The 21,949-nt window shown below is 52.6% G+C and carries 19 protein-coding genes and 1 tRNA gene; 11 read left to right on the forward strand and 9 right to left on the reverse strand.

Going from position 1 to position 21,949, the window contains the following annotated elements:
• Nucleotides 1-10 precede the first annotated feature (10 nt).
• Nucleotides 11-406 (reverse strand): roadblock/LC7 domain-containing protein, encoded by a 396-nt coding sequence (locus tag M0646_RS03340; RefSeq protein WP_149818142.1) that lies wholly within the window; start codon nucleotides 404-406, stop codon nucleotides 11-13.
• 55 nt (nucleotides 407-461) lie between these two features.
• A complete protein-coding gene (locus M0646_RS03345) occupies nucleotides 462-1,016 on the reverse strand; it encodes a protoglobin domain-containing protein (protein ID WP_286649868.1) in 555 nt (184 codons plus the stop codon).
• Nucleotides 1,017-1,660: 644 nt separating this feature from the next.
• Here M0646_RS03345 and M0646_RS03350 point away from each other — a divergent pair.
• Entirely contained in the window at nucleotides 1,661-1,954 is a 294-nt protein-coding gene (locus tag M0646_RS03350; RefSeq protein ID WP_149818146.1) for a hypothetical protein, read from the forward strand.
• 8 nt (nucleotides 1,955-1,962) lie between these two features.
• Here M0646_RS03350 and M0646_RS03355 read toward each other — a convergent pair whose 3' ends face one another.
• Complete coding sequence (locus M0646_RS03355; protein WP_286626579.1) at nucleotides 1,963-2,382, reverse strand: cupin domain-containing protein; 420 nt, start codon at nucleotides 2,380-2,382, stop codon at nucleotides 1,963-1,965.
• 90 nt (nucleotides 2,383-2,472) lie between these two features.
• Here M0646_RS03355 and dapB point away from each other — a divergent pair, with 90 nt between their 5' ends.
• Nucleotides 2,473-3,288 (forward strand): 4-hydroxy-tetrahydrodipicolinate reductase, encoded by an 816-nt coding sequence (gene dapB, locus M0646_RS03360; protein ID WP_286626580.1) that lies wholly within the window; start codon nucleotides 2,473-2,475, stop codon nucleotides 3,286-3,288.
• Nucleotide 3,289: 1 nt separating this feature from the next.
• Here the strand turns inward: dapB and M0646_RS03365 are convergent, their stop codons facing one another.
• Nucleotides 3,290-4,153, reverse strand: a complete 864-nt coding sequence (locus M0646_RS03365) for a Tab2/Atab2 family RNA-binding protein (protein ID WP_286626581.1) — start codon at nucleotides 4,151-4,153, stop codon at nucleotides 3,290-3,292.
• Between the two features lie 261 nt (nucleotides 4,154-4,414).
• On the opposite strand from M0646_RS03365, the gene M0646_RS03370 reads away from it, so the two are divergent.
• Nucleotides 4,415-5,860 (forward strand): ammonium transporter, encoded by a 1,446-nt coding sequence (locus M0646_RS03370; protein WP_286649869.1) that lies wholly within the window; start codon nucleotides 4,415-4,417, stop codon nucleotides 5,858-5,860.
• A 153-nt stretch (nucleotides 5,861-6,013) separates the two neighbouring features.
• Nucleotides 6,014-6,655, forward strand: coding sequence for a tRNA (guanosine(46)-N7)-methyltransferase TrmB (trmB, locus tag M0646_RS03375; protein ID WP_286649870.1), 642 nt, complete (start codon nucleotides 6,014-6,016; stop codon nucleotides 6,653-6,655).
• On the opposite strand, the gene M0646_RS03380 is transcribed toward trmB, so the two are convergent.
• Nucleotides 6,652-7,356 (reverse strand): triacylglycerol lipase, encoded by a 705-nt coding sequence (locus M0646_RS03380; protein WP_149818156.1) that lies wholly within the window; start codon nucleotides 7,354-7,356, stop codon nucleotides 6,652-6,654. The two genes, trmB and M0646_RS03380, sit on opposite strands and share 4 nt — an antisense overlap.
• A 4-nt stretch (nucleotides 7,357-7,360) precedes the next feature.
• Nucleotides 7,361-8,248 carry an MBL fold metallo-hydrolase gene (locus M0646_RS03385; protein ID WP_286626584.1) on the reverse strand — a complete coding sequence of 296 codons (888 nt, stop codon included), beginning with the start codon at nucleotides 8,246-8,248 and terminating at the stop codon, nucleotides 7,361-7,363.
• 289 nt (nucleotides 8,249-8,537) lie between these two features.
• On the opposite strand from M0646_RS03385, the gene M0646_RS03390 reads away from it, so the two are divergent.
• The 3 genes from M0646_RS03390 to M0646_RS03400 are packed head-to-tail and all read left to right on the forward strand — an operon-like array spanning nucleotide 8,538 to nucleotide 13,589.
• Entirely contained in the window at nucleotides 8,538-9,695 is a 1,158-nt protein-coding gene (locus tag M0646_RS03390) for a sigma-70 family RNA polymerase sigma factor (RefSeq protein WP_286649871.1), read from the forward strand.
• A 54-nt stretch (nucleotides 9,696-9,749) separates the two neighbouring features.
• Nucleotides 9,750-11,132 carry a DUF1822 family protein gene (locus M0646_RS03395; RefSeq protein WP_286626586.1) on the forward strand — a complete coding sequence of 461 codons (1,383 nt, stop codon included), beginning with the start codon at nucleotides 9,750-9,752 and terminating at the stop codon, nucleotides 11,130-11,132.
• A gap of 30 nt (nucleotides 11,133-11,162) precedes the next feature.
• Nucleotides 11,163-13,589 (forward strand): CHAT domain-containing protein, encoded by a 2,427-nt coding sequence (locus M0646_RS03400; RefSeq protein WP_286626587.1) that lies wholly within the window; start codon nucleotides 11,163-11,165, stop codon nucleotides 13,587-13,589.
• 489 nt (nucleotides 13,590-14,078) lie between these two features.
• On the opposite strand, the gene sbcD is transcribed toward M0646_RS03400, so the two are convergent.
• Together sbcD and M0646_RS03410 are read right to left on the reverse strand one after the other, a co-directional pair.
• Entirely contained in the window at nucleotides 14,079-15,392 is a 1,314-nt protein-coding gene (gene sbcD / locus M0646_RS03405; protein WP_190278194.1) for an exonuclease subunit SbcD, read from the reverse strand.
• A gap of 5 nt (nucleotides 15,393-15,397) precedes the next feature.
• The gene (locus M0646_RS03410; protein WP_286649872.1) at nucleotides 15,398-17,032 is read right to left on the reverse strand and encodes an alpha-D-glucose phosphate-specific phosphoglucomutase; all 1,635 of its coding nucleotides are present in this window, start codon (nucleotides 17,030-17,032) and stop codon (nucleotides 15,398-15,400) included.
• A gap of 169 nt (nucleotides 17,033-17,201) precedes the next feature.
• On the opposite strand from M0646_RS03410, the gene M0646_RS03415 reads away from it, so the two are divergent.
• The 3 genes from M0646_RS03415 (at nucleotide 17,202) to M0646_RS03425 (ending at nucleotide 20,033) form a co-directional block, all read left to right on the forward strand.
• Nucleotides 17,202-17,274, forward strand: a tRNA-Phe gene (locus M0646_RS03415).
• Between the two features lie 11 nt (nucleotides 17,275-17,285).
• Nucleotides 17,286-18,224, forward strand: coding sequence for a cobalamin-binding protein (locus M0646_RS03420; RefSeq protein WP_286649873.1), 939 nt, complete (start codon nucleotides 17,286-17,288; stop codon nucleotides 18,222-18,224).
• Between the two features lie 219 nt (nucleotides 18,225-18,443).
• Nucleotides 18,444-20,033, forward strand: a complete 1,590-nt coding sequence (locus M0646_RS03425; RefSeq protein ID WP_149818172.1) for a glycoside hydrolase family 57 protein — start codon at nucleotides 18,444-18,446, stop codon at nucleotides 20,031-20,033.
• 12 nt (nucleotides 20,034-20,045) lie between these two features.
• Here M0646_RS03425 and ffh read toward each other — a convergent pair whose 3' ends face one another.
• A complete protein-coding gene (ffh, locus tag M0646_RS03430) occupies nucleotides 20,046-21,455 on the reverse strand; it encodes a signal recognition particle protein (protein ID WP_149818174.1) in 1,410 nt (469 codons plus the stop codon).
• Nucleotides 21,456-21,713: 258 nt separating this feature from the next.
• Between ffh and M0646_RS03435 the strand changes: the two genes are divergently transcribed.
• Entirely contained in the window at nucleotides 21,714-21,941 is a 228-nt protein-coding gene (locus M0646_RS03435; protein ID WP_024125006.1) for a hypothetical protein, read from the forward strand.
• Nucleotides 21,942-21,949: the final 8 nt, after the last annotated feature.

A 21,949-nucleotide genomic window follows, 5' to 3' on the forward strand; every position in this document is an offset into this window, starting at 1 on the left:
TCAGGCTGGTCTAAACATTCACGGCTTGCCCCATACCCATGAGTTGGGTTTGCAATTCAGCCAGAACATTTTTAATTTCAAGGTTGATAATGCCCAATTTGGCAGAGGCATCCGCCAGCACAAGGAAAACCGCATCTTCGGTGCAGCTGGTGAGAATGCCATACCCACTGGCACCCTCTACAAGGATGCGCTCGATTTTGCCCCGGCTTAGCTCTCGTCCAATACGTTCCCCCAACGACAACATGGCCGCTGACATCGCTGCCACCCGTTCATCATCCATTCCCCCCGGCAAGGTTGCCGCCAGCGTCAGACCATCGGGAGACACAAGCGCTGCCCCTTGGACATTACTGGCATTGGCAACAAAGTGTTGCAATGTGGCTTCAAGTTTAGCGGCATTAATTGGCATAATCTAATCCTCATATAAAGTATGGGAACTTTTGGAACAATGACTGCTAGGTCATCTACATGGCAGCAGCCCCTGTGGCAATTAGCCGTTGAAATAGTGCCTGGGTCCAACCGGTTTCCTTAAGAACCGCTTGGGAAGACACCTCGAAGTAGGCCTGTTCAATAAAGGCAAGATCAATCATGCAAATTTTGCCTAGGGCATCACTGAGGGCCTCGGATTTGTTGGCTTCCCTTAACTTTTGCCGCACGGCGTTGACAACAATTGCCATCGCGGGTACCACATGCTGTGGCCCAATGCCAATGCGCACGTGAACCAGACCAATTTTCCAGCGTCGCTCAGCGTAGGCCTTGCCCCAACTATCCATCCCTGTGAACATTTCATGGAACCAGTCGATGAAGGTTTGATGGAGGCGATGAATGCGTCCTTCTGTGGCGTTGAGAATGGCATTCATCTCTTCATCCCGCCCCAAGTAGTCATAAAAAATATCAGCCATCTGTGGAGCAATTTCCTTTCCCCAAGGGGCAGCCTCAGCTAACAGGGATTTGTCTTCATCAGTCAACTGGACTCGTCGCACCATTATTGCCATAAAATTGATTGGCTCAATTGTCATCTCTTTCGCCTCGAAACACTGAATAACTTTAATTACTAGATCAGGTGAATTGACTGGGCGTCCGTGATTCAGTGATTAGAATCAAGTCAGGCACTTGCTCCTGCAAGCTAACAAACAATATTCGGAAAAGCTGAAAATTTCAGAAACAATTAAAGATTCCCCCTTAAAAATCCAAGCACCGCTGGTACAGACCCCTGCATTAGATGCTTGAAAAGCGCTTTCTCACTCCACGACATGCAACCTCAACTCAGATTTAGCCGATTTCACAGGGACTCAACACAGAAATAAAAGTTGCTCCTCATTCTAAAAAGTATGAAGTTAGCTTACTTATCACTCTGCGTTGCAGAAACAGGCTGCGGTTAATGCAGAGAGTATCCCCCTGACTTTCTAATGAAAAGTATAGATTTCTCTGTAGTTCTCTGATTGTATTTCTCGACACACTACACAAAATAAAATGATTAGACACATTTTTTAATTATTCTTTAGTTTTTTAATTCGCTTTGTGTGGAAATGAAAGTAACTTTTACAAAATATCCCCAATGCCTTGATCCCATGGCACGGAGTATGCCACCCTTGCATTGTTATCCATCTAGGATGCTTTGAGTCATCGTAGGTATTTATCTTGAGCAAGGGAGGATAGTTATATGTCCGATCGCTTGACCTACCAAGGCGAAATGGAAACGAAGCTGCAACAACTCGGTGCCCAGCTTGACCAACTCAAGGCAAAGGCGGATCAAGCGGGTGAAGATGTCAAGGCAGATATTGAAGCTAAAATTGAAGCCCTCAAGACCAAACGCGATGAGATTACTCAGCAATTGGCTGCCCTCAAAGAAGCGGGCGATGATGCTTGGGAGTCCCTCAAAGCAGGGTTCCAGAGTGCGTGGGATGAGTTGAGCAAGGCCTTTGAGGAAGCAGCCAGTAAGTTTAAGGGTGAATAACTGTTTTCTTAGCTCCAGCCCTCAATGGTGACATCGACGCGATCGCTCTCGTGGGAAAGGGGCGCAATGTTCAAGTAGTACAGGGGCTGATCCGGCGATAAATTCCGCAGCCAATGGAGACATTGGGCATCCACATGGACATAGGAGCCGGTTTCCACGGGGGTACGGATCAAGGCGGTTGCCGCCACAGAACTCGCAGGGGGCGTCATCGGGTAGGTAATCAGTTCACCAACTCCCGATACAATCAGGAAAATATCGTCACCGCGATGGTGGTAATGGGGATAGTTGGCTTGTCCTGGCTCAATGCGATAGAGACTAGAGGCTAGCTCAGGGTTGTGGTGATCCAAGGGACAGACGGCATAGCCCGGCCGCTTTGGTGTCCAAGTTTGACAGCGCTCAACCAACTCAGGAAAAGAAAAAACTAACATCGTGCCTTTAGGACAAAATACTCAGCATTGGCTTATTGTATCGCCAAGCGATCGCGCTATCCTAGCCTGTGGTCTGTGTCGGAGTTTGGCATGAGTACATCCATCCCAGTGATTGTTGTTGGCGCCCTCGGTAAAATGGGACGCGAAGTTGTGAAAACAGTGCAGCAGGCTCCTGACACGACCCTTTATGCGGCTGTTGATCGCAAGCAGGTGGGGGAAGATATTGGTGAAGCCTTGGGGCTAGGAGCCTTAGAGATTCCCATTAGCAGCAGCTTGCAAGAGGTGTGTGTGGCGGCTGCCCAAGAAAAACAACCCGTGGTCATGGTGGACTTTACCCATCCCCAAGCAGTGTATGAGAATGTGCGCATGGCGATCGCCTACGGGGTGTATCCGGTGGTGGGGACGACAGGCTTGAGTCCAGAACAAATTGAAGATCTGGCCGAGTTTGCCGACAAGGCCGATATGGGGGTGGTCATTGCGCCGAATTTCTCAATTGGCATGGTGCTGCTCCAAGAGGCTGCCATCCGCGCAAGCCAGTACTTTGATCACGTGGAGATCATTGAACTGCACCACAACCAAAAGGCTGATGCTCCTAGTGGTACCGCCATTCAAACCGCGCAGCGTTTAGCAGAATTGGGCAAAACCTTTAACCCCCCCCAAGTGCAGGAGTCCGAACATCTCACGGGGGCGCGAGGGGCGTGCGCTGACGCTGAAATTCGCATTCACAGTGTTCGCCTCCCCGGACTGATTGCCCATCAGGAGGTGATTTTTGGGGCACCGGGACAAATTTATACGCTGCGCCATGACACCAGCGATCGCCAGTGCTATATGCCGGGGGTACTGCTTGCCATTCGCAAAGTCACGCACCTCAAACGCTTAATCTATGGCCTTGAAAAGCTGCTTTAGTCTAAACTTCAGGGGTTTGCTGCAACAACCAAAAGCCTTGCAATACATCTTGTTCCGGTCGTTCCTTCACTGCGATAAAGTGTAGCCCCTGGCTTTGAGTACAGGCGTCCCTAAAGGCAGCCAGTTCCTTCTGAATCTGGGGATTGCGGCCACTAATGAGAACCCAGCGATCGCTCGCTCCTGTTTCTAATACCAATAACGGTTGGGGGTTCTCCTCAAAACTCAAATAGGCCGGCTCTAATCCCGATAGCCAACCCGCTAAGGGCAGTGCGCGCTGCGAATAGATAATTAACCCCGGCAGTAGCGTATCGTCCCTGAGGGTCAAAAAGGGCAGTGGGGGTACCTCACCAAAGGGCAGTTCCCATTCACCAGCCGTTTTAATTTCCCCCAGAGGAAGACCACTGAATTGCCAGCGATCGCCCCGCAGGGCTGGTGGTAAAGGTTGAGGTGCAGGGGGGATCAACTGGGGTGGCGTTGCCAGATCGGCTTGGTAGTTGGGTAGGGTTGGATAGAGGTTTGTGGCGCGATCGCGCAGCCAATCATAGAGGGCAAACGTGCGCCGACTGGGCACCATCACTAATCCTGCCGCTTCTCCCCCCCGCGTAATAATGCTGGTCATGGCTCGGCGGAAAAAACGTACCCGATCGGGTTGAGCACTGTTTGCCAGTCCCAGTTGCTGCCGCCATTGATCCATGGCTTCTTTGAGGGCAGCTTCTAACCAGCGGGCATTGGCTTCAGCGCCGGCACAAGTTTTGCTGAACTGAAATTGTTGCTGGCGATCGCAAATCAGCAATTCCCAGATTTTTTTGTTGTTTTCATCCACAAGGGGACGGGAATAAAAATCCAACTCCCAGATCGTATCCATTCACACCTAGAGGAACGTTACCCGCAAACTTGAAGCTATTTGCCTTTCCTAGGATAGGCGGTTTTGGCCGTCAAGGTAAATGTATAACCCGATACAGATTTTCCACTGCGAGAACTGGTGCAATCAAAGGTTAATTGCGGGTCAATGCTTTGCTCAGCTCAAGCCAAACAACAGCCAGATCACTTTCTGGCGCGATGGTGCCGCAACTGCGATTTCTCCTCCGCTGAACTCATGTGCAACTCTACTCCATAATCGTTGAGAATGAAAGCGATGTCCAAGTTAAAACTGAAACGTGCGAGACGGCAAAAGCGCCCGTTACGCAACCTCGACCGGCAGCCCAATTTCCGCTGGCGATCGCCAGCCCTTGTCGCCTGCAGTCCCCTAGCTTTAATCATTGTGGCTGTTTGGGGAGTGGCTGCTCAGGCACAGGATAAACCCCTCACCCCTGAAACAGTTCAAGGAGTACTCAACACCATTTGGGTACTCATTGCAGCCATTCTGGTGATTTTCATGAATGCTGGCTTCGGCATGTTGGAAACTGGCTTCTGCCGCCAGAAAAATGCTGTCAACATTCTTTCTAAGAACCTAATTGTTTTTGCCTTGGCCACCCTTGCCTACTGGGCGATCGGATTCTCTTTCATGTTTGGTACCGAGGGCAATGCTTTTATTGGCCTAGGGGGCTTTTTCCTCAGTAGTGAAAACCCCGAAACCTACGGTCTTGATCCCTTTCCGGAGGGCTTACCCATCGCTGTGGCCTTTCTGTTCCAAGCTGCCTTTGCAGGAACCGCAGCCACCATTGTTTCTGGAGCAGTGGCCGAGCGGATCAAGTTTGTTGACTTTTTGATTTTCAGCCTCCTGCTCACTGGTATCTCTTACCCCATTACGGGTCACTGGGTTTGGGGGGGTGGCCTTCTCAGCAACATTGGTTTCCTTGGCCCAGATATTGCCTTTAAGGATTTTGCCGGTTCAACGGTGGTTCATGCCGTAGGCGGTTGGTCGGCACTGATGGGCGCTGCGTTTCTAGGACCACGGCTTGGCAAGTATGCCGCAGATGGTACGCCTCGGGCGTTGCCCGGCCACAACATGGGCTTTGCCATGCTGGGGTGTTTGATCCTCTGGATCGGCTGGTTTGGTTTTAACCCTGGTTCTGAACTGGCCGCGAATGAAGCTGTACCCTACATCGCAGTCACAACAAACTTGGCGGCGGCAGCCGGTGGGGTTGCGGCAACAATTACCGCTTGGCTAGCCATTGGTAAACCTGACCTCTCCATGATTATCAACGGTATTCTGGCGGGATTAGTGTCCATTACAGCACCCTGTGCAGGTGTGTCTTATTGGAGTGCCGTGATCATTGGTGCCATTGGCGGTGTGATTGTGGTCTATTCTGTCCTTTTCTTTGACCGCATCAAAATTGATGACCCCGTCGGCGCCACCTCTGTCCACTTGGTCTGCGGCACTTGGGGTACCTTAGCTGTTGGCTTGTTTGACAAAGAGTTAGGCTTGCTCACCGGCCACGGAGTGACTCAGTTGATTGCTCAGATTATCGGTATTTTGACAGTCGGTGGCTTTACTGTACTGCTGACCAGTATCTTTTGGCTGGCTCTGAAACAAACGCTTGGCATTCGTGTTTCCGAAGAAGAGGAACTCAAAGGCTTGGACATCGGCGAGCATGGCATGGAAGCCTACAGCGGTTTCTTGAAGGAGTAACTCGCCTGCCAATAAGTTTGGGGTCGTACCACGCCGCTGGACGATCCCATTGCCCTAGGTGGTTTTTGCTGTCCTCAGCGTTTGAGGGCAGTTTTTTCTAACTTTGCAGTGATATACGCTACGCTATAGCGGCAGTACATTAGGGAGTTTTGGATGAGCGATCGCGCCATGGCGGTACGGGTGCGACAACACGTTAACCCTCTCAGTCAAAAGTTCCAGCAGGAAATTGCTGTTCCCGATTGGTCAACAACTTACGAGAAACCCTCGCAGCCTTTACATCTCGATATTGGCTGTGCCAAGGGGACGTTCTTGCTAGAAATGGCAGCACTGTATCCAGAGCAAAATTTTCTGGGTCTGGAAATTCGCTACCCGCTGGTGGTGACGGCCAATGAACGGCGCGATCGCCAGCAACTTCGGAACCTCCACTACCTTTGGGGCAATGCCAATGTCCACTTGGGCAAAATCCTCGGCGGACTCCCCCTGCACACCGTCACGATTCAGTTTCCAGATCCGTGGTTCAAGCGCCGTCACCATAAACGCCGCGTCGTCACCCCTGAACTGGTGGCCACCCTTGCCGAACTCCTGCCCGCTGGTGGGCGTGTTGTCCTTCAGTCAGATGTCTTTGAGGTGGCTGAATCAATGGTGCAACAGTTTCGTGCCCATGCCACCTTTAGCTCAACCTGTACCGATTGGTTACCCCAGAGTCCTTGGCCCGTCGCGACAGAACGGGAAAAATGTGTCCTCAGTAAAGGATTACCCGTTTACCGCTGGCAATTTGAGCGGTGTGCCCTCTAACTGGCTTTCAAATACTGCTGCCAAGTAGCGACAATAGCTGGGGAACCGTACCAAGGGGCATCGGGGCGATCGCGCAAGCGGCTGCGAGGCGCATGGAGCACATCTTCATAGACCAGATTCTCTGCCCCCTCAAGGTGGGCTGCTGCCACCGGTGTCACCCCATCTCCCCAACAGGCACCCTCGCCACAGGTGAGTTTATAGCTTTGATACGTAAACCAATTGGCAAACGAACCGCGTGGTGTGCCATAGATGGCCTTGCCCGCCAGACACACATAGCGAACTTGCGGGTAATAGGCACCGGGGTACGTGGTGTTCACAAAGTCAAGATTGCGGCGCGTCCAACGCTCCTGACTCCGATGGGGAGTACCCAACGTGATTAGCGTGTGCACCCATTTGTGACCCGCCCAAACTTGGCCATCATAGGGTTGATCCCCTAGGTAAATGCGGCTAATCCAGCCCCCCGCTGAGTGGCCAATGAGATGCACGGCGGACGCCCCTGTTGTATTCAGAACATGCTGAATGGTGGTATCCAAGGCCTGTAAAATTGGCGCCACCGATCGCCCCCCCAACGTGGGAAACCACGAGCGTACCCTGAGGGGCACCACCTCCGCCACAAACCCCAATTGCCGCAGATAATCCCGCAGTGGGTAATAGTCAGGGGCAGCCGCTAAATATCCCGGTAAAAGAACGACAGGCAACACAGGACTAACTTGCTTGAGGCGTCGCCGGGAAGTGTATCACATTTGGATAGACGGAAATCATTAGCCCCTCGCGAGCCAGCAGCGTCTGCGGAAATCGTGCCCGTGCCAACTCACCAATGCGATCTAGACAGTCATCATCGTGGCTAGGGTCATGGTGAAACAAAATCAGTTGCTTCACTTGGGCGGCTTGGGCAAGCTTAACCGCCTCCTGCCATGTGGAATGCCCCCACCCCACCTTGCTCTGCTGCGGGTGATAGTATTCTTCATCGGTATAGGTGGCATCGTAGATCATCACATCGGCGCGATCGGCCAAGGCAAACGCCCCCGGATGCAACTGATCGGGCAAATGCTCCGTGTCTGTGATATAGGCCACATGGATACCCTGCCAACTCACACGGTAGCCCACCCCCCCACCCGGATGATTCAGGGCTTCATTACTCACCACCACACCACCGCCTAGGTGTACCTGTTCGCCCGCCTCCAAGTCATAAAAACGCAAATCTCCCCCCATAATCTGTAAAGGGACGGGAAAGTTGGGGTGCAGCATTTGATCATTCAGTCGTCGTTCAATGCCTTGGCCATTTTTCCCTGGCACGGCGTAGATATGGAACTGATTCCCCGGTACAAAGGCGGGCTGAAAGAAGGGAAAACCCTGAATATGATCCCAGTGGGTATGGGTAAAGAATAAATGTGCCGCCACCGGCTGTTGACTCATTAGGTGCTCCCCCAGAACCCGTAAACCCGTACCGCCGTCAAAAATGATGCGTTGACCATTAGCTTGAATTTCCACGCAGGGAGTGTTACCGCCATAGCGGACAGTGTGGGAACCGGGACAGGGAATACTGCCGCGCACGCCCCAAAACCGAATGGTGAGTGGGTTAAACATGGGCATATCGCAAATCTTGATCGTAGTGTGCCACAGAAAACACTCTTGACTTGTGATATGGATCATCTTCCCCCTGTGACGCTAGGAGTTGATAGAGTGGGGGCTAGCCGCCACGAAGGTTGGTAAAAAATTTTTTCTAAAATCTGCAAGGCGAGTGCATATTTGTAAAAACGCCATTGGATAAATGAATGGAGGGTTGTAACAGGAGGATGGATGAAAATGCCCAGTGAATAAAGCAGGCGGTCACGTTTCTCCGTACGGTTGTCCTTTGATTGATATCTAGTGAGAGCGATTGATGACACGCCAACCCTGCGATAAACTCATTGCTTTGCTCCGATTTGACGGTTCCGATCGCCCGCGCTGGTATTGCGATCGCCAACTACAGGCCTACTTCACAGCAGCGGGGTACAACCTCGAGGAGCCGGAGCCGACGGCTGTCTTCCTCCTCCAAAAATTCCAGAGTCAGCCGAACCATGATGATGCCCAGTACTGGCGGCGGGGTCTATTTTGCTATCTCCAAGAAACTAGTTGGTCTGTAGCCATGACCCTGCGGGAGAAACTGGGCGGGATGCATCAGGTCAGTGACTGTTTTCAGCAGGCTTGCTGTCTCACTAATGATCCCCTCAAGTTATTGAGCAAATTTAAGCCCGAGCGGGGTACGCGGCTATCCACCTATGCCTATCGCCGTATCTATGACGGTGTGTATGCTGCGCTGGTGGGGGTTCGGAAATCAGATTGGGGCCTACTCAAACACAGTAGTTCCCGTTCTCTTGCCTCAGCTTTGAGGAACCAAGGATACAGCGAAGGTGACATCAACCGAATCGAAAAGGTTGTCCAGCTCTGGAAAGAGTTGGTGGATCAGCCCACTGCTACCGATCAGGCACTGCTGGCTGAGGTGGCTAAAACCTATCGTCAATGTTATTCTCATCTCCCTGCTGTGACTCCTAGCGAAGTTGAAACCCTGCTTGGTAAAGCGATCGCTGCCTTGCGAGCTTATCACCAACCACAGGTGGTGAATCCTGCTGAGCAAAGGTTTTGGGACACCCTAGAAGGAGGAAATACGCCTTGGGAAGCAACCCTGAAACAGGAAGAACAGGAAACCCTTAAACGGGTCTTTGAAATGATGAAAAATGCGATTGCAGCACTGGATGACACCAGTCGTCAGGTGTTTTGTCTGTACTATTGCGAGCAGGTCAGCCAACAAGCAATTGCCCAGCACTTAGGCTTTGCAAAACAATATCAAGTGTCTCGTGCCCTAGAGCGGATTCGTGGTCATTTGGCGAAAGTGCTACTCGCAGGCCTTAACCAACCCACGCATCCTCAACGCCTTAAGGAGGTAACAGTGGCTATCAATCTGTGGTTAAAGGGGGGCTATAAAGTGTTAAGAGCGTCTTGTCAACGGTGTGGTCGGGTGGGTATGGCAGAACACTGTCGTTATGAGGGTGCATCTTGACTGTTTTGTAAACGGTATGAACTTTTGGGAGTTGTTGTACTTAGGTAAGAAACCATGACATCGCTATCACTTTCGTTTCTCACTGCCATAGATGCGCCACCGATGGCGCACACGGAACATGTTCACATTGATTTAGCAGATAGTGGCGATCGCCAGTGGATTGAGCAGATCACAGCGGCTGCCCGCGCTTACCGTCGTGGCAGTGTCCGAATAAATGCGATGGCCTATGTAGCTGTGCGTGACTGGTTCGCAGCAATGGGCATCAGTGCCGACCCCTTCCTCTCCACCGTCGAACTGCCCATCTTCTGGGAGTTTGTCAACGGCACCCTGCTGAAGACCGCCATTGGTCAAGTGTTGATTGTGCCTGATACTTCCATAGAGCTTGACGAGTGCCGCATTCCTCAGGAATGGTTGCACATTGCCGCTTGGAAACCCGATTACATCTTGGGTGTCCAAGTCTTTGCCGAAGAAGCGCAAGTCAGACTCTGGGGCTATGCACCGACTAGCAGCGTGAATCGTTCTGCCATTGATGCCTTGAGCCGTACCTACACCCTCGATCGCGAGGACATGATCGAAGATGTGCCCCTCCTCGCTGCCTTGCCGGCCTGCCATCACATCCCTGTTCCATCACCTGCCGCAACTGCGATTCCCACAGCCACGCTTCAGCAAATTGCCAGTGGTGAGATTCTCTTGCCCCGCTTGGTGTTACCCCTAGAGGAATGGCTGCACATCATTGGGCAACCTCGCCATCGCCTTGATCTCTTTTTGGCCTGTCATCCGCAGCGGCTGAGTCTCTGGCTTTATGCCAAGACCAAGGGCGTGAGCAACCTGTTGGGTCAAGTGTGGCAAGACGTGCAGGAACTGCTTGAGGAGGGCGCTATGATCAATCCCTATCTCAGTTGGAAGCTGGGCTGGACATCGCCAGAGTGGGCATTGCGCTCCAATGACACCTTAGAAGCCATGCAAGCTCAAGCTCAATTACGCCAAGCCTTGGCAACGGAGGATTGTCGCCAAGCGGTTGCCCTCCTCAAAGACCTGATTGCCACCACTGCCGATGAAGGATTGCGCTGGCTGGCGGCAGAATATCTCCACGCTAAAGATGCCACTGCCCCAGAAGCAGGGGTGTGGAAAACTCGTACCGTGGACTTGGGTCTTGCCCTCGGCGGACAGTCCTTCGGCTTGGTCATGGCCGTACTGCCGCGAGATACGATGTCTGCCAATATTCTTGTGCGCGTCACTGCCCTCAAGGTAGGTGAAACGTTGCCCCCAGACTTGGTTTTGATGATTACTGAGGCCAATGGCAATACCTTTGCCCAAGTCACTAGTCGGCAGCAGGATCAAGCGGTGCAGTACAAGTTTTGGGGACAAATTGGCGAAACTTTTGGCATCACATTGGCCTATGGAGATGCTAAGATCACGGAAACTTTTGTTGTCTAGCTGCATTGGCTCTTTTTGATTGCCGCTGCGATGAAACACGTCTGTCTCGAAATCTACGGGGGTTGCCTTGAGCAGCATTCCCTCAAGGGTCGCCTATTACTGGGGACAGAAAGCCAAGTGGATGCCTATGGGGTGTATCCTGTAGAGTTTCCAGCAATGCCTCACCTTCCGCACCGCTATCGGCAGTGGCGTGACGCCTATCACGGCTATGCGAAGAATACTCGTCTGGGGGCTAGCGGTAACCAGATTACGAACATTGGTACTCAGCAACCCACCCTCCTTAAAGAGGTACGGCAAAACTACACTGACCTTGTGACCACCCTTGGCACGTGGTTGCACAATACGCGCATCTGTTATCTCTGCGAGGAACAGATCAATGAGCAAACTTCACTTTCCAAGGAGCAGACTTCATTTTTTGGCCTAGGCAACTTTATCTTGCCGCCGCCGATGAACGAGATTCACCGCATTTCTGTGCAGACAGATTTTGTTGAACTGTGGCACTATCCATGGCACGATTGGACACCGATTCGCCAACACAGCAATCTGGATGTGGTGTTTTCACCAATGGTGTATCAGTCCCTGAAGTCTTCGACAGCGCACCATGAGGGAGTACGGATTCTGGCAATTTTTGGCGCGAATGGCGACCTTGATCTCAAGGGGGATCTTGAGGCTCTCAGGGCGTTACCCAATGTCGAACTCCACTGCCTGCGATCGCCCCAATTAAGTGAACTCTATTCCCTGTGGTGTCAGCCTTGGGACATTCTCTTTTTTGCTGGGCATAGTCAGGGTAATGGCATTATTATCAACAATGAAGAGGAACCATTAGAGATTCGCGAACTTTATCGCACGCTTGAACGTGCAGTGGCGCAGGGGCTAAAACTGGCAATCTTTAATTCCTGCAACAGTATTCCCCTAGGACAGTTTTTGATTCAATTGGGCTTGCCCCACGCGATCGTGATGCGCGAAGCGGTTCCGAATATTGCCGCTGAGTTGTTTTTGAAGTACTTTTTACAGAACTTTCACGGCGGTGCAGATCTCTATGCCGCTGTAGCTCAAGCGCGATCGCAATTACGCGAACTGAGTCGCTGCGATGATCATCTGCCGGGCACATCAGCGCTTCCCTTAATTTGCCGCCATCCCCAAGCCCGCTGCCTACACTGGCACCATTTACGCCGATCAGAAGCCCCTGCTGTTACAGTTGGTGTGTCTGGGGGCGATCGCCCCTCGTCAAAAGCTTCTGAATTCCCCAACTTCCTCTACTGGTGTCGCTGGCAATTGGAACTGGCACAACTGAGACCCCAAGCGCTGCAAGATGATCCGGGTCGCTGGGTAACGGTCATGCCCAAGGGGGTGAATTACCAAACGCCGCAGCAAAACTACCAACACGCCCTTGCCAATATGAGCCACTGGGCCTGTGGTGTCCAACAAACCACTGGCGGCTTTCCCCAGCAACCGGAGCTGGCCTTTTTCTTTCCTGCCCTAGAGGCTGAGGCTCGGCAACTTCTAGCGCGGATCTCTAGCCAACAGCTGCTGCCTTACTTGGAATCCTTGGTGGTGGAGCAGCGGGGTCTCCCCCGTGTCCGTGCCGCTTTTTTAATTGCGCAGCAATATCCCAATGTCAGCCACCTCAGTACAGCGTTTCAAGTTTTAGAGGATACCTTACGCCAAGACACCAAGCCCCAAGTGCGCGAAGAACTATTAGCGGAGTGTCAGCAATTTCTCAAGGAGCTAGATGCCAAGCTTGTCAGGAGCGTTTGGGACAGCACCACGGGAGAGCGCCTACAGCAGTTTTTACAGCGGCTGCTCCATTATCCCCAACAGTCTAACCGCCTGAAACTGGCGATCGCCTCTGTTCTGATTACGGCAAAAGGCCGTTGGGCGGTTGAAGCTAGCAATGTTGCCCTAGAAATTTTTCGTAACTCCTCATACCTAGAGGATGTGATCCTTGCCAGTCGCTGTTTACACCAAGCGGGGGTGCAGCAGTGGGAGGTTGTTGGCCGACTAGAGCGCTATTTGGGCTTGGCCACGGTGCAGTCCCACCAGATTGCCCTTGCCGGCGCCCTTGGCCTTGTTAGTCCGAATCATCCCCAAGCCATTGACACCCTTGAGTTAATCATTGAGCAGCAGGCCTACGATCTGGAAACATTGATGGCGGCGGTGCGTGCCCTTCACCGCATTTCCCCTGAGCATCCCCTTGTGTTGGCGACCCTGCGATCGCTCTTGGTCAAGGCACAGGAAACCCAAGATATTCTCGGCTTTTACTATGGGCTAGCAGCTCTCGATGACTTGCAGCAGCCCCTAACCCCCTACATCTCAACTACAGTCATCCCATGGGTTTGCCAGAAAATTGCGGTTTTTAAGGCGCAAGAAGAACCTTACCTGATGGCTCCCTATACCGTGCTGTGGTACTGTAGCCGCCATATTCCCTACCAAGAATTTGCAAATTTTTGGCAATAGTTAACTTCCCCGCAGGGGCGTGAGATCGAGCGCTTTCTGAGGATCAACCGTAGCGACTAAAGAAAAAATGGGGTCGTCGCAATGACTGACCCCGCCTGCCGATTCCTCAGAGAGGAGAACACTAAGACTTAGCCTAAGTCAGATGAGAAAAAATGTCAACAAGCTCGAAGAAAAAATTTGCCCAAGATGCCGCACACTCCCTTGCCCCCTCTCCCTCAGATTCCAAGCCATGGGCTTTCGCCCTAACCTCTGAGAAAAGTTACCACTGCTTAGGGGGGTGCTCAAGGTTGAAGAGTTGCTCAGCCCTCAACACCAATTGCGGGAGTAGCGTTGATCGAATTAGGGATTGTCCTGATGCATCAGTCTGGTTCCCGTGATGTTCGCAGGCCAGTGCGCACGCCAATGCCACCGGGGAAAATTTCGAAGGGTAAATGATTCGCCTTAATTTCGTTTTCAAGTGTGGTGAATAAAAATCAAATAATTGCGATATTAGGAGAGCAATTTCAGTTGCTGAATCACAGGTTCGGGCGATCGCGCAGCGCGCCCTTCAGGCGATCGCGGCATCTCTGGAGTGTCTTGACCCTCTTCTTCAGAGTGGTCATCAAGGGTTTGGAGTGCCGCTAGCAGATCTTGGTGCAGCGGTTCAAGGTCAGGGTGATGATCCAGATAGAGTTGCAGAGCATGGCTGGGGTCAAGGCACTGTTCGAGGGCAACTTCTGGCAGGCGGGCAATGGGCTGGCTATTCACCAGTTGAGGCAGAAGGCTGACGCTGTGGGCACTTTCAAGCGCTTTTTGCAGTTCATGGAGGTTGATCAGGGGAATTTGATCGGGGCGCAGTTGATACATGACCCGCACCACAGCCCCGCTGATCTCCCCGCGGGCGATTGCTCCCAAGAGGGCGGCTTGGGGATCCAGTTCCACCTCGGTTAAGTCCACACGAATGGTGCGGAAGGGGCGGGTGGGTAGGGGACAAAACTGAAATTCTGTTTTGCCCTTAGCAAGGTTCACTAAGACATAGCCCTTTTCTTCCCCCTCTTCACCAAAATCCACCCGCTCAATGCTGCCGGGATAGACCACGGGTGGATCGTGACACAGGACTTGATGGCGATGCACATGGCCAAGGGCAACGTAGTCAAAACAGGGGCGCGCCAAAAAACTCAGGGGAATCGTAAAACCTTTGCCGGCACTCAAATAGCGTTCAGAGCCGTACTGGGCGGTGTCCACCATGGCATGGGCAAGTAAGACAGTGGGCAAGGCCGGATCAAGTTGGCGAATTTCCCCCTCAAGGGCAAGGCGCAGCCGCTCTAGGAGCAGTTGATGCACATCCGCAAGGGAAAGGCCACTGGTTTCTGGCCGAGTGAGGAGCGTAGATCGCGTTAACCAAGGGAGGGTAATGACTTGAACACTGCCGCGGCGAGTCTCAATGCGATGGGTAGCCAAGCGATCGCCCACGATAAAACCGGGCACCCCAAGGGTGCGATAAAGACTGAGGCTCGCGCCCCCCTGTCCTTGGGCGTGCTGATCGTGGTTGCCCACCAGCAAAACCGTAGGAATGCGGGCATCGGCCAAGCGGCGAAATTGGCTGGCAAAGGCTTCATGGACGAGAGGGGGTGGCGTGGCATCGGGAAAGGCATCACCGCCAAAGAGCACCAGATCAACGGGTTCACTGAGGGCACGGTCAATACAGGTGGCCAGAGCAGCAATAAAATCCTCAAGGCGCGTATTCAAGCCGGTGGCCGGGTTAATGTGGCCATGACTGAGGCCACTGCCTAGGTGAATATCGGACACATGGAGAATTTTCATAGCGATCAGGTGATGACCGTGGGGCGATCGCGCCCCGTTAAGCCTTTGATATTCGCCACTTCATTGGCCAGTTGAATTAAATCGGCGAGTGCCACTTGGGCATCGAGGTGCTGCTGGGCAGGATTGGGTTCAAAGCGCTCCAAATAGACCCGTAGTGTTGCCCCTTGGGTTCCCGTTCCCGATAGGCGATAGACAATGCGACTGCCATCCTCAAAAATCAGCCGCATCCCTTGATTTTGGCTGACGCTGTGATCCACTGGATCGGTGTAGCTAAAGTTATCGGCAGTGGCCACGGTGTAGGCACCCAAGGTCTGACCCACGAAGCTGGGCAGTTTTTGCTCCAGTTGGCTCATCAGGGTGTGGGCGCGATCGCTCTCAATGCCTTCGTAGTCATGGCGGGAGTAGTAGTTGCGGCCATAGGTCTGCCAGTGGGCTTTGACAATCTCGGCCACGGAGGTTTGGCGGACGGCCAAGATATTCAACCAAAAAAGCACAGCCCAGAGGCCATCTTTCTCGCGCACGTGGTTGGAGCCAGTACCAAAACTTTCCTCACCGCAGAGAGTGGCTTTACCGGCATCGAGGAGGTTGCCAAAGAACTTCCAGCCCGTGGGGGTTTCATAACAGTCAATACCCAGCTTGGCCGCAACGCGATCGGCCGCCTGACTCGTGGGCATGGAACGGGCAATCCCCGCTAAGCCGTCTTTGTAGCCGGGCACCAGTTGGGCATTGGCGGCCAGAATGGCTAGGCTATCACTGGGGGTAACAAAACAGTGTGCCCCCAAAATCATGTTGCGATCGCCATCGCCATCGGAGGCCGCACCAAAATCAGGAGCCTGCTCGCCAAAGAGTTGCTGCACCAAGTCATGGGCATAGACCAAATTGGGGTCGGGATGACCACCACCAAAGTCCGGTAGCGGCACACCATTTTGCACCGTGCCTTGGGGTGCCCCTAGGCGTTTTTCAATGATCCGATGGGCATAAGGTCCCGTAACCGCGTGCATGGCATCAAAGACAAGGCGCAGCTTCCCATTGCGAATGACCTCAGCAATACGATCAAAGTCAAAAAGAGTCTCCAGCAATGTTTGATAATCGGCGACGGAGTCAATGACTTCAACAATCATTTCACCCAAGGGAAACTCCCCAAGGGTGTGCAGATTCACATCGGGGGCTGTGTAGATTTTGTAGCTGGTGAGGGCAAGGCTCCGCTCATAGATCGCGTTGGTAACTTTCTCTGGCGCAGGCCCGCCATTGGCAATATTGAACTTAACGCCAAAATCTCCCTGTGGCCCTGCGGGGTTGTGACTGGCTGAGAGAATAATGCCACCGATCGCCCCATACTTGCGGATCACACAGGAGGCTGCCGGCGTTGAGAGAATGCCATTTTGCCCCACCTTGACCCGTGCAAAGCCATTGGCTGCGGCCATCTTGAGGATGACTTGGATCGCCTCAGCATTGAAGTAACGGCCATCACCCCCTAGGACAAGGGTTTGCCCCTGCGGTGCCTCAATGGTGTCAAAAATCGCTTGAATAAAGTTTTCTAGATAGTGGGGCTGCTGGAAAACAGGTACCGCCTTACGCAACCCAGAGGTGCCGGGTTTTTGATCCTTGAAGGGAGTGGTGGCAACAACTTGAATACCCATTAGGAGGCTCCACAAGGGGACTGTCACTATAAGGGCAGCTTAGTCGGCTCCAGAATCGTGGTCAAGACCTTTCCATATAGTATGCGATAGTATGCCTTTGCCCTAATTGATTTTCTGAGAGACTTGTCATCGCACCTAGACGCTTGCTAAAATCATAAAGCACTTTCAAGCCGGGATAGCTCAGTTGGTAGAGCAGAGGACTGAAAATCCTCGTGTCGCCAGTTCAATTCTGGCTCCTGGCATCGCCGACAAGATGCGCCTCGTTTCGCTCCTACCGAGTGCCACAGAAATTGTTGCTGCCCTAGAATTGACACCGTTTCTTGTGGGGCGTAGCCATGAATGTGACTATCCGCCAGAGGTGAAGACATTGCCTGTTTGTACACGGGCAAGGTTAGATACACAGCAGTCAAGTTTAGCAATTGATCGGGCGGTTCAAGACCTCCTGCGATCGGCTCTGGGCATTTATGACTTGGAACTGGCGACCCTGCAAGCGCTAAAACCGACCCACATCATTACCCAAGATCAATGCGATGTTTGTGCTGTAACCTTTGCAGAGGTGCAGGGGGCAATCGCCAGACTCTTTGAGCCACCACCGCAGTTAATTTCCCTCCAACCCCATTGCCTTGAGGATGTCTGGCAGGATATTCGGCGGGTGGGTCTTGCCCTCGGTGTCTCTCCCGACCCCCTACTGAATTCGCTACACACCAGAATTCATGCCTGTCAAGCATGGGTGAGCGATCGCCCGCGGCGGCAAGTCGCGACCATTGAATGGATTGACCCCCTCATGGCCAGTGGCAATTGGGTACCGGAATTGATTGCCCTCGCGGGGGGTGAAAATGTCCTCGGTACAGCAGGAAAACATTCCCCCTACATTGAGTGGTCAACACTTCTGGCGATCGACCCGGAGGTGATCATTGTCATGCCCTGTGGCTTTGACCTCGAACGCAGCCGTCAAGAACTTGACCAAGCCTTGCACACTTATCCCCAGTGGCAGCAATTGCGTGCCCTGCAAACAGGTCAACTGTACATTGTTGATGGCAACGCCTATTTCAACCGCCCCGGCCCCCGCTTAGTGGATTCCCTTGAAATTCTTGTCGAGATTCTCCACCCACCCCAAGAACCAAAATTTCAAGGCATGGGTTGGCAACCCTACAGCCCTTTTCCCAAGGATGGCACACCCTCACAGCTGTGAAAGCCAGTGCCGGCAAGGATTTGATTTCCTATCCCCTATTTCAGCAAAGGGCAGCTGTACGCGCCATCAATCGCAGGAGGATGGCACCAACGATAAATCTGAAGAAAAGATAAAAATTACCCGTTGCAGATTTGGCTATTTCGCCTAAGATGAGGGAAACTCAACTGATCTCATTGATCCCCTGCCGTTGTCCCAAATACATAAATAGGCAAGCTTCCTATGGCAATTGGTTATTTAGCGCTGGTTTTGCATGCTCACCTCCCCTTTGTCCGCCACCCCGAGAGTGACTACGTTTTAGAAGAAGAGTGGCTCTTTGAGGCAATTACCGAAACCTATGTGCCCCTGATCTGGATGTTTGAGGGGCTAAAGCGTGACGGCGTGGACTTCAAAATCACCATGAGTATGACGCCGCCATTAATTTCAATGCTGCGGGATCCGCTACTTCAGGAACGCTACGATCAGCACTTGGCAAAACTAGAGGAACTGGCAGAACTAGAGGTAGAGCGCAATACCTACAATGGCCACATCCGCTACCTTGCCGAGCACTATGCCCAAGAATTCAACCGCGTACGGCAGACATGGGAAAACTACGATCGCGACCTCGTCAAGGCCTTTAAGCAGTTTCAAGACACCAATAACCTTGAAATCATTACCTGTGGTGCCACCCACGGCTACCTGCCCCTCATGAAAATGTATCCCCAAGCGGTGTGGGCACAACTGCAAGTGGCCTGTGAGCACTATGAACAAACCTTTGGCCGCCCGCCCAAGGGCATTTGGCTGCCAGAATGCGCCTATTACGAAGGCCTAGAGCGAATGCTGGCCGATGCGGGTTTGCGCTATTTCATTACTGATGGCCATGGTATTCTCTATGCCCGTCCGCGGCCTCGCTTTGGCACCTATGCGCCTATTTTCACCGAAACTGGGGTGGCTGCCTTTGGCCGTGATCATGAATCCTCCCAGCAGGTGTGGTCGTCAGAGGTGGGCTATCCGGGGGCGCCTGAATACCGTGAGTTCTACAAGGACTTGGGGTGGGAAGCGGAGTACGAATACATCAAGCCCTACATCATGCCCAATGGCCAACGCAAAAATACGGGGATTAAGTACCACAAAATTACCGGGCGCGGTCTTGGTTTAGGGGACAAGCAACTCTACGACCCCTATTGGGCACGGGAAAAGGCGGCTGAGCACGCTGCCAATTTCATGTTTAACCGCGAAAATCAAATTCGCTACTTGCACCACCTAATGCAGCGTCCGCCAATTGTGGTCTCTCCCTACGATGCTGAACTCTATGGCCACTGGTGGTATGAAGGGCCTTGGTTCCTTGACTTTCTCTTCCGCAAGGTCTGGTTTGACCAAGACACCTTTGCCATGACCCACTTGGCAGACTATCTGCGCGCCCATCCCACCCAGCAGGTGTGCCGTCCGTCCCAGTCCAGTTGGGGCTACAAGGGCTTCCATGAATACTGGCTGAATGACACCAATGCTTGGATTTACCCCCACCTCCATAAGGCTGCTGAACGGATGATTGAACTGGCCAAGGGGGAGCCGTGGGATGAATTGAGTTGGCGTGCCCTCAACCAAGCGGCACGGGAATTACTCCTTGCCCAATCCTCAGACTGGGCTTTTATTATGCGGACGGGAACGATGGTACCCTATGCGGTTCGCCGCACCCGTAGCCACTTGATGCGCTTCCACAAGCTCTATGATGACATCAAGGCACAAAAAATTGATGCGGGTTGGCTGGAAAAAGTGGAAGCTATTGACAATATCTTTCCCCACATTAACTATCGGGTCTATCGCCCCTTGTAATTGGGGCAGTGGTTAAAGAACGCCAAAGCCTTTGCGTTTCTTTTGCTTCTTGGGCTTTTTGGGAGCCTGAGCACGACCCCCTCGACCCATTGGGTTCATACCCGGCATCCCCATTCCCGGAAAGCCCCCTTGACCCATCTGCTGCATCAGCGATCGCATCCGCTGGAAATCGCTGACCAACTTTGTCACATCGGCCACTTGATAACCAGAACCTTTGGCAACCCGTTCACGGCGACTGGGGGAGCTAGCGAGAAGTTCAGGATTGCGGCGCTCTTCGCGGGTCATGGAGTTAATCATTGCTTCCGCCCGTTTGAGTTGTACTTCGCCCTGCTGGAGTTGCTCCGTTGAAATTTTATTCATGCCGGGGATGAGCTTCATAATTCCCGCAAGGGAACCCATATTTTTTAGGAGGCGCAGTTGCTTGAGGAAGTCATCAAAGTCAAACTGGGCTTCGAGGATTTTGCGGGACATTTTTTCGGCATCGGCCAAGTCCACTTCCTCTTGGGCTTTTTCGACAAGGGTGAGGACATCCCCCATCCCCAAGATGCGAGAGGCCAAGCGATCGGGATAGAAAGGTTGGAGAGCCTCGACTTTTTCACCAACACCAATAAACTTAATTGGCTGTCCTGACACCTGTCGCACTGAAAGAGCTGCACCGCCGCGTGTATCCCCATCCAGTTTGGTGAGAATGGCACCCGTAATCCCCACCTGCTCATGGAAGGCACGGGTGAGGTTGGCTGCCTCTTGTCCCGTCATTGCATCCACCACGAGGAGAGTTTCGTGGGGTTGGACCGCTTCCTTGATGGCCGCTAGTTCTGCCATCATCTCGGCATCAATTTGTAAGCGCCCGGCTGTGTCAATAATCACGGTATCTACACCGAGTTCCTTGGCTTTGGCCACCCCTTGGCGAGCAATTTCCACGGGGCTAACTTCTGTACCCATCTCAAACACGGGCACGTCAATTTGTTTGCCAAGAGTAATCAACTGATCAATCGCAGCGGGACGATAGACATCGGTGGCCACCAAGAGGGTGCTGCGGCGTTCTTTGCGCAGGTGCAGGGCGAGCTTTGCTGTGGCGGTGGTTTTCCCCGTTCCCTGTAAACCGGCCATGAGAATAATCGTGGGGGGTGGCTCCACGTGAGCAAGGGGACTGTGGGATTCCCCCATAACCTCAACAAGGGCATCGTAAACAATTTTGATAAATTGCTGATCGGGACGAACCCCGGCAATGACCTCAGCACCGATCGCCCGCTGACGCACATTTTCAATAAAGTCTTTAGCGACTTGGAGGTTGACATCGGCCTCTAACAGGGCACGGCGCACTTCCCTAAGAGCTTCTTGGATGTTGTTTTCGGTAATTTTGTCTTGACCCCGTAGGGTTTTCCAAGCAGATTCAAGGCGTTCGGCAAGGGCGTCAAACATGGATTACAGCTCAAGGGGCAACAAGAATTTCATTGATCTTAGAGTATCTATCGTAGCAAACCGTCTTCCCCATACCGTCTTGGCTGCCGATTTAAGCAAGGGGCTGCGAGTTGCAATTTGTAGCAAAGTTAGCAGTGGTCGTCAACCGTATCCCCTAGGCTTTCACGGTAAGATAAAAACATTAGGGTTAGAGTCTTTATTTTTATCAGGTTCTATAAAGACGGCCCATTAAAGGCTCTGATCGGCGGGAGGTGTCCAATGCTTGTGATCCTCACCCAAAATCAGATTTTACCGTCACAGTCTGTGTGTCAATCCTGCTTGTTTGCTGATCGCCAAGGCCAACCCCGCTGGCAGGAGGGTCAGCTCCGTTGTGGGGCGCCTCTAGGGAGTACTGCCGAAGCGGGATGTCAACACTTTCGCTGTCAAATGGGGTTTCATTTAGTGGCGGTGTCAGATTTGCCGACTCCTCTCGAGCAAGACCATTGAGGGAAATC

The sequence above is a fragment of the Thermosynechococcus sp. B3 genome, assembly GCF_030323045.1.
Lineage (GTDB): Bacteria > Cyanobacteriota > Cyanobacteriia > Thermosynechococcales > Thermosynechococcaceae > Thermosynechococcus.